The 8,141-nt window shown below is 41.0% G+C and carries 7 protein-coding genes; 5 read left to right on the plus strand and 2 right to left on the minus strand.

Features of this window, described 5'->3' with window-relative positions; genetic code table 11:
- The first annotated feature begins 324 nt into the window (after window positions 1-324).
- Genes BLQ57_RS20330 through BLQ57_RS20340 form a run of 3 tightly spaced genes read left to right on the plus strand, consistent with a single transcriptional unit; the run spans window position 325 to window position 3,147 of the window.
- Window positions 325-2,094, plus strand: coding sequence for an efflux RND transporter periplasmic adaptor subunit (locus tag BLQ57_RS20330; RefSeq protein WP_087941444.1), 1,770 nt, complete (start codon window positions 325-327; stop codon window positions 2,092-2,094).
- 33 nt (window positions 2,095-2,127) lie between these two features.
- A complete protein-coding gene (locus tag BLQ57_RS20335) occupies window positions 2,128-2,694 on the plus strand; it encodes a DUF3347 domain-containing protein (RefSeq protein WP_087941445.1) in 567 nt (188 codons plus the stop codon).
- 36 nt (window positions 2,695-2,730) lie between these two features.
- On the plus strand, window positions 2,731-3,147 hold the full coding sequence (locus BLQ57_RS20340; protein ID WP_087941446.1) for a CHY zinc finger protein: 417 nt from the start codon (window positions 2,731-2,733) through the stop codon (window positions 3,145-3,147).
- Window positions 3,148-3,152: 5 nt separating this feature from the next.
- Here the strand turns inward: BLQ57_RS20340 and BLQ57_RS20345 are convergent, their stop codons facing one another.
- Window positions 3,153-5,408 (minus strand): TonB-dependent receptor, encoded by a 2,256-nt coding sequence (locus tag BLQ57_RS20345; RefSeq protein WP_087941447.1) that lies wholly within the window; start codon window positions 5,406-5,408, stop codon window positions 3,153-3,155.
- Window positions 5,409-5,571: 163 nt separating this feature from the next.
- Between BLQ57_RS20345 and BLQ57_RS20350 the strand changes: the two genes are divergently transcribed.
- Entirely contained in the window at window positions 5,572-6,231 is a 660-nt protein-coding gene (locus BLQ57_RS20350) for a metal-dependent transcriptional regulator (protein ID WP_087941448.1), read from the plus strand.
- Between the two features lie 60 nt (window positions 6,232-6,291).
- Window positions 6,292-7,278 (plus strand): bestrophin family protein, encoded by a 987-nt coding sequence (locus BLQ57_RS20355; protein ID WP_087941449.1) that lies wholly within the window; start codon window positions 6,292-6,294, stop codon window positions 7,276-7,278.
- 64 nt (window positions 7,279-7,342) lie between these two features.
- Here the strand turns inward: BLQ57_RS20355 and BLQ57_RS20360 are convergent, their stop codons facing one another.
- A complete protein-coding gene (locus BLQ57_RS20360) occupies window positions 7,343-8,035 on the minus strand; it encodes a head GIN domain-containing protein (protein WP_087941450.1) in 693 nt (230 codons plus the stop codon).
- Window positions 8,036-8,141: the final 106 nt, after the last annotated feature.

Below are 8,141 nucleotides of genomic sequence, written 5' to 3' on the forward strand. Positions count from 1 at the left end.
CCTGAAGGACAAAACAGCATACAAAGAACTCGGAGCAGAATACTTGGAAAGCCGAAAGAAGGACAGACAGATCCAACATTACCTGGACAAACTCAGGGAACTTGGAGTGGAACTGAACAAGGAAAAGGTAGCATAAAAAAACAAAGGTCGGTTTTTACTGGAGGTTGAAACATCGTTGTGAAAACAACGAAACCCCGTACATGAAATTGACATCAGACGCTAAGCACACAGGAGTATTGCCGTGAGCATGAACATGAAAATTTAACTTCTTAGCGTCTTTTTATTCCTTTACCTAAAAATGAAAAAGAAACAAATTATAAACACATGAAAAAAATATTAGAAAATAAATTTGGCTTAATCCTCTTCACCTTGATGATCGGAGGATTCATCGGATGGATTATCAAGCCCGCTTCCGAATCAAGTGATGAGCATCAGCACGATGCTACAGAAGAAAACACCCTGTGGACCTGCTCTATGCATCCTCAGATCAAACTTGGCGAACCGGGAGATTGTCCAATATGCGGCATGGATTTAATTCCCGCTTCTCAGGCAAGCTCAGGAAGCTCCAACCCACTAGTATTTGAGATGACAAAAGAAGCCGTAGCACTTTCTCAAATAAGTACTACCAAAGTCGGCGGAAAAGAGCAATCTGGTGAACTCAGGTTGACAGGAAAAATTCAAGCTGACGAACGAGAAATCGCCTCAGTAACAAGTAAATTTCCAGGAAGAATAGAAAAATTATTTGTGACTTTTACCGGTGAACAAGTCAAAGTCGGTCAAAAATTGGCCAGCATCTACTCTCCCGAATTAATGAACGCTCAGCAGGAACTGCTACAGTCATCCAAGAGCAAAGGGGCTTTTCCACAACTCTATGAATCAGCCAAAGAAAAACTGAAGTTATGGAAACTTAGGGATGAGCAAATTCTGGAAATCGAGCAAAGCGGAAAAGTGAAAGAGGTATTTGATATTTATGCAGATCAATCAGGAGTAGTAGCTCAGCGAAATATCTCCGTCGGTGATTATGTAAGTACAGGTACGCCCCTTTTTGATGTGGTAAACCTTGACAAACTTTGGGTGATACTGGACGCCTATGAATCAGATTTGCCTTTTATTTCGATGGGAAATGAAATAAATTTTTCTGTAGCAGGATTACCGGGACAAGAATTCAAAGCAAATATTTCCTTCATTGATCCTATATTAGATGCAAGCACTCGAGCGGTATCTGTCAGGGCCGAAGTGTCTAATGCCAGCAAAGATCTCAAGCCGGAAATGTTTGTCACTGCAGAAATTAAAACCCAATCCAAATCAAGTTCCTCGGAAGTCATGGTACCCCGTACCGCAGTCTTGTGGTCAGGGAAAAGGTCCGTAGTTTATTTAAAAGTAAGTAATGCTGAGACACCGCAGTTTGAAATGAGAGAGGTAACTTTAGGAAGCCGTATGGGAGAAAATTACCAAATACTGTCTGGACTCCAAAAGGGCGAAGAGATAGTAACCAATGGGGTTTTTGCCATAGATGCCGCCTCACAGCTTTCAGGTCAATTCAGCATGATGAATCGTCCTGAAACCAAATCCATAGAAGTACCTGCCCAATTCAGAGATCAAATTACTGAAGTTGCGGAAGCTTACTTCTCAGTAAAAAACGGACTAGTAAATGACAACCTGTCGGAGGCAAAGTCAGGGCTGAATACTTTTGACAAATCATTAAAAAATGTATCCATGTCGCTATTGGATGAAAATGCGCACGAGCAGTGGATGAAGCTGCTTTCAGAAATGAAAAAAGCACAATCCAACATGGCAAGTGCCAAGGACATAGAAGAGGCACGAACTCATTTTTCAACCCTTTCCTATCATATTTTGGAAATGACCGAAACCTTTGGCCTAAATAAAGATATCGTTTACAAGGATTATTGCCCTATGGCTTTCGGAGATGAAGGAGCCTTTTGGCTTAGTGAGAAAGAAAACATCACCAATCCGTATTTTGGAGCTTCCATGCTCACTTGTGGAGAGGTTCGACAAACCTACTTAAAAGGACAGCCGGTACTTAACTTGGGAGAAAATTCCTCTTCATCAACTCCAGGCACTCACAATCATTGATCAAAAACTAAAAATTATAAAATAAAACATACTATGAAAAAGACCCTTTTACTCATTTCCCTGATCGCTTTTGGATTATTTTCCTGCGAGGAAAAAAGCTCCTCTACCACAGAAACCCATACCTCTGGCGATGCCTCATCTGCAGAACTCACCAGTGTCAATAGTTCTAAGAGTACCTCCTCTATTTTAGATGCCTACCTAGCGGTGAAAGATGCGTTAGTAGCTGACGATTCAGAGACTGCATCGGACAAAAGCAAAGAGCTAGTTGCTGAATTGAAAAACTATGACATTACCAGTGCTCAGGCTAATGACCCTGAGGAACTGGAAAGGTTGCAGGTGGAAGCTATCGGTTTTGCTGAAAATTTAGAGGGAAAAGCTATTGCCACACAGCGAGAAAGCTTTCAGGCATTGAGTTCCAACCTTAAAGATTTTCTAAAAATTGCAGGTACAGACAGAACAATCTACCACCAATATTGCCCTATGTATAAAAACAACACAGGAGGTATGTGGCTAAGTGATCAGGAGACCATCAGGAATCCATTATTTGGAAGTGCGATGCTAGCTTGTGGGTCAGTAGAAGAAACCATCTCTCCTAATTAATTGAAATCACTCGTGAGAAAATTAACACTATTTTTAATGCTCGGGCTTCTACCATTTCTTGTAGAAGCCCAGCAAAAATTAATCAGCCCTGTCCAGCATTCCCAGATCAATGGCATCAATGTATTTGGGAAGCCAATTGACCAACAAACCCGCTGCGTGCATTGGCATTCTGAATTAGATATTATCGCTATCAAATTCAAGTGTTGTGAAAAATATTACCCTTGCTTCTCTTGTCATGAAGAAGAGGCTGATCATGAGCATCAGGTCTGGCCAAAGGAGGAGTTTGAACAAAAGGCCATCTTATGCGGTGTCTGTGGAAATGAATTGAGTATATCCGATTATATGTCCTCAGAAAATACCTGTCCCCATTGTGAATCCAAGTTTAACCCAGGATGCAGCAAACATTATCATTTATACTTTCAGACGGGTAGTTTGAATCCAATGACACCTTAAGCCTATCAAAAAACAGTATACCTCACTCCGAAAAATCCTCGTATTCCCTGATTTGGGGCGAACATGTAGGTCGGATCGAAGGTCAAAGCCTGAGGATTGCTAGGTGTAGGGAGTACTGAGCCATCTGCTCCAAACTCCACTCCTCTATCGAAAGGATCAAATGCCCGGACGATGCTATTTGCTGGAGGGGTGAAATTCAAAAGGTTTTTTACCCCTCCATATAGCTCCCAGCGGTCGTTTATTTTTTTGGTAAGCTGAATATTTTGAATGCTCCACCAAGGAGATTCTGAAGATCTTTGGTCCAGCTCTCCTAGTAGTGGCAGACGCATGGGGCTATAAAGATTTCCAGTATAATTCAGCTGCAGTCCCAAGAGAGGAAAAGTATAGCCCAAATTCCACACAGCAGAAAATCGCTCAGTCAAGAGTTGCCTGATTCGTTGCCCATTTTGGTCTAAGCTGACATCCATGAGTGTAAAGCCAAGATTACCCTCAAAACCATTTCTCAGTGCCAGAGTAGAATTCAGCGAAAAACCTGCAGAAGTTGCTTCCCCATCTAGATTGGCATAGATGATTTGATTGGGATTGCTTTCGTAATCGGGTACTATTCGATTTGAAAAATGCGTGTAAAAGGCCGAAGCATCAAAGCTGATAAAATCCCCTTCATCGGTATAGATTTTTTTGACCAGATTGACATTGGTATTCCATGATTGCTCCGGGTTAAGTTCTTCAGCAAAAACCACCTCTCGAGCTCCTGTTAGTGCTGCATGATCTTCCGTGAAAACATTAGCCACCCGAAAGCCATTACCCAGAGAAAAGCGAAAAACAGTACTTTGATCCTCGGATTGAAGTTTATAATTCAATCGAGGCGAAAAAATCATTCCATGTCGAGAATTAAAATCTGATCGCACCCCCAATAAAAGCTTACTTTGATCAGAAATATGAATTTCATCTTGAATAAATACTCCTGGCAAATGAATGATAGAAGGGGCATTTTCATCCGATTCAAATTGACGAGTAGCAGGAGTGTTGTCATCATAATAAGTATACCGATAAGCTACTCCAGAAAGCAGCTGATGATTGGAAAAACTTTGATTCCAAGTCAATTGGCCAAAAGCTATGGTTTGATTGGCTAAGTAAAGCATGTCCCCGTAAGCAGAATTCTGGTCATGCCCATTTGCGGAAAATTGAAAATTAATTTTTTGGGCTACAGGCAACTCATAATTACCAAAGAGCTCCCATCGCTGAGTAAAAATACTTTCTCCGTAAATTTTATCACCACCTCTCGCCTCAGGAGTCCAATCCATCTGTCCACCCCAGCGATCCTCATAAACAAACCTCCCGGCGATATTCATCTCTTTTTTTGATTTTCTGTCCCAGCTTAGCTTTTGAAAAATAGAAAACCGCTTAGCCAAAGTTAGGTCTGTCATCCCATCTCCATTATTGTCAACGGGACGGTCATAAGTAAACATATTTAAACCAGTGAGCGATTGAACCCTTCTCCCCCAAACGGTTTTCAGACCTAGGTCCAAATTATGCTCAGACCAAGTCGTACCAAAATAATCAACACTAAGCACGGGAGCTTTTGCGGAATTTTTGGTAATAACATTGATCAGGCCTCCCACTGCTTCCGAACCATAAAGCGTGGAAGCAGGTCCTTTGACAATTTCTATTCTATCCACCAAAGATTGAGGTATCCCTGAGAGTCCATAGACTGTAGCCAAACCACTCACGATCGGCATGCCATCGATCAAGATCATGGTATAGGGTCCCTCCAGCCCATTGATATGAATATCCCCTGTATTGCAAATGTTGCAGTTAATTTGGGGCCTGACCCCATTGATGGTCTGCAGTGACTCAAAAATGGAAGGCGTAGGATTTGCTTTAAAAAATCCATCTTTATAGACCTCCACTGGTACAGGGCTGTTCGATCTAGAGACCTGCTCCAAGGTCCCGCTGACAACTACCTCATCCAAGCTAGCATCTAATTCTTCAAGCTCCAAATTCAACAATTCTGAATCAGAAGAAGGGTCCACTTGGCGCTGCAAAGTCTTAAATCCAAGGCGAGAAACTTGTAGTGTCAAAATAGAGGTATCTTTTATTTTCAAAGAAAATTGCCCCAGGCTATCACTCATAGTGCCCTCGGATTGACCTTTGATCAAAATAGAGGCGAATTCTACAGGTTCCCCTTTAGATGAGATGCTACCTCTCAGCGTGCCCTGTCCCCAAACCTTGTGAATAGAAAGGAGACCGCAAAAAAACATTAAGCCAACCAATTTAAATTTGCTCATTGATCATGATAAAGTTGAATGTTGAATTTTTTTGATCTCGGCGAGTATTTACAATTACAAAAGTATAAAGTTAGAGGAATCTAACAAATAAAATTTATCAAAATAATTTAGATATTAGAAGATCAAAATCAAAAAAATGGCTTCAAGCACGGAAGAAAACTATCTCAAGGTTTTATTTAACCTCACCCAAGAAAAAACAGAAGTACCTATCTCAGAGCTAGCGACTCATCTAGGGGTAAGTATGCCCACAGTAAACAGCATGATTAAAAATATGCAAAAGAATGATTGGGTGATTTATGAAAAATACAAGCCTGTCACGCTGACCGAAATAGGTAAAAAAACGGCGGCTCTCATCGTAAGAAAGCACCGGCTAACTGAAATGTTTTTGGTAAATAAAATGGGATTTGGCTGGGAGGAAGTTCATGAAATAGCTGAGCAAATAGAACATATCCATGCCAAGAAATTTTTTGAGAGGATGGATGAAATGTTGGGTTTTCCTACTGTAGATCCTCATGGCTCTCCTATTCCAGATAAGCAAGGGAGGATACAGGAACTTCATTACAAAAATTTATCCCTTGCCCAAGCTGGAAATCAGGTGATCCTTTCGGCATTGGCTGACAGTTCGAGTGACTTTCTGGAATTTCTCAACAGTCGAGAATTGAAATTAGGCATGGAACTAAAAATCTTATCAAGAGAACCCTATGATTCTAGTATGACGGTGAGCTATGGAGACAGAAAATCCGAAACACTCAGTGAGAAGGTTTGTGAAAAATTACTAGTTAGGTTAGTGGAATAAGTTTTAAATCAGTAATTTATCCTTTCTTATTTTTACCAACAGCCCTAAATTTCTTAGCCCATGTTTGTCAAAAGACACTATTCACTTTGGATGACAGTAAGATGGTCAAGGAAACCTCTGCTCTATGGATTTTTATATTCTGCAGTTGTAGTTTTGCTTTACGAAATCACACGCATTCCTTTTTCACTACCATGGCAGCCTATTTCTGTGATCGGTATAGCCGTTGCTTTCTTTTTGGGTTTCAAAAATAATTCCTCCTATGATAGAGCTTGGGAGGCACGCAAGATATGGGGAGCAATAATTAATGAAAGTAGAACCTTTGCCTCAGCAATCCTGACATTTCCCCAAGGAAAAACCCAAAAATCCTGGAAAAAATCCATGGTTTTAAGGCATTTAGCTTGGGTTTTGGCGCTGAAACATGCTATGCGAAAAGGAAAATCTTGGGAACATAATGGTCCCATTGAAAAATTGGTATTCACGCCTAGTTTTAGAAAAGAGTGCGAGGCAGGGGTAGTTCCTGAGATTGAGAGATACTTGGAAAAAGAAGAGCTCAATGCTCTTTTAAACTATTCCAACCTTCCCACCCATCTTCTGAAAAACCAATCCATAGAATTGGAAAAGCTTTTCGATTCAGAAGCTTTAACAGAGTACAAGCAGGTCTATCTGCATGAAATTATAGGCAGGCTCTATGATTTGCAGGGTAAAACCGAACGGATTAAAAACTTTCCCTTTCCCCGACAATATGCCTCCACTGGATTATGGATTACTTACATTTTCTGTATGCTGATACCCTTCGGGCTTTTGGATATTTTTGGACGTACTTCGGACTTACATTACTGGTTAACGGTACCTTTTTCGGCTATTATCATTTGGGTATTTTTGTTGGTAGATAGAATCGGTGATTATTCAGAAAACCCCTTTGAGGCCGCTTACAATGATGTCCCTATTTCATCTATTGCCCGAGGAATAGAAATCGATTTATTGGAAATGGTAGAGGACAAAAATATCCCAGAGCCCTATCCCGTTGAAAATGGTTTCTTGATGTAAAAAAAACCGAAGACTCTACATGCCTTCGGCTTACTTTGAGTTTTACTTCTCCAAAGATGGTGGGTCAATCTTTGATTAATTTGGAAGAACCTGTCATTGCAATAGACTTTTTGACTGGGTCTCCCCTGTAAATCACATCTCCTGAACCAGAGGAGGCTACTTTCAGGCTTTTCTCAGCTGTGAGATGGGAATCTCCCGAACCACTTTTTGCAACAGAAACTTCCTGGGCCACAAGTCGTATTGCCTCAAAATCTCCTGAACCTGATTGTCCCACTTTCAGCTCTTCTACTGCACCCCCATCGACAATGATATCTCCGGAACCGCTGATTCCTACATTCAAATTGTAGGCATAAACCTTCTTCATCCGGATTAGGCCTGATCCAGATACAGCCAAACTCAGTCGATCAGTCTCTACATCATCATCCAAGAAAATGGCTCCCGACCCTGAGCTCCCCAAGCCCTCAAGAGTGCGGACAGTCACATAAAATTTCAAATCTACATTTCGGTAGTTTCCTCTCTCCAGTTTGAGCTTCAAGGTTCGGCCGTCTACCTCGGTGATTACTTTGTCCAAATCGATATTTCCTGATTCGATTCGAACTTCATCTTTGCTTCCGATTGCTACATATACTTCCCAGCTTCCTCCAGACTCTATTTTGTTAAAAGCTCCCGGTGTTCTTGTTTCAGTACCTTGTGCTTGGGCAGTATACCCTAGCAAAAAAAGTAATAGTACGATTGCGGTGGTTTTGATTCTGTTCATCTTAATATTTTTTTATATGAATATCCGCAAAGTCACCAGTAGCCAAATAAGTTCTTTTTGACAGTTGGTGTCAATTGCTTTATTAAGGGTTTAACTCGATTTAAAT

Source organism: Algoriphagus faecimaris (assembly GCF_900101705.1).
In the GTDB taxonomy this organism is placed as follows: Bacteria; Bacteroidota; Bacteroidia; order Cytophagales; family Cyclobacteriaceae; genus Algoriphagus; species Algoriphagus faecimaris.

What these genes read in the sequence shown, in the direction of transcription:
- BLQ57_RS20330 (WP_087941444.1), top strand. Translation starts at nt 325, where the DNA reads ATGAAAAAAATATTAGAAAATAAATTTGGCTTAATCCTCTTCACCTTG.
- BLQ57_RS20335 (WP_087941445.1), top strand. Translation starts at nt 2,128, where the DNA reads ATGAAAAAGACCCTTTTACTCATTTCCCTGATCGCTTTTGGATTATTT.
- BLQ57_RS20340 (WP_087941446.1), top strand. Translation starts at nt 2,731, where the DNA reads ATGCTCGGGCTTCTACCATTTCTTGTAGAAGCCCAGCAAAAATTAATC.
- BLQ57_RS20345 (WP_087941447.1), bottom strand. Translation starts at nt 5,408, where the DNA reads ATGTTTTTTTGCGGTCTCCTTTCTATTCACAAGGTTTGGGGACAGGGC.
- BLQ57_RS20350 (WP_087941448.1), top strand. Translation starts at nt 5,572, where the DNA reads ATGGCTTCAAGCACGGAAGAAAACTATCTCAAGGTTTTATTTAACCTC.
- BLQ57_RS20355 (WP_087941449.1), top strand. Translation starts at nt 6,292, where the DNA reads ATGTTTGTCAAAAGACACTATTCACTTTGGATGACAGTAAGATGGTCA.
- BLQ57_RS20360 (WP_087941450.1), bottom strand. Translation starts at nt 8,035, where the DNA reads ATGAACAGAATCAAAACCACCGCAATCGTACTATTACTTTTTTTGCTA.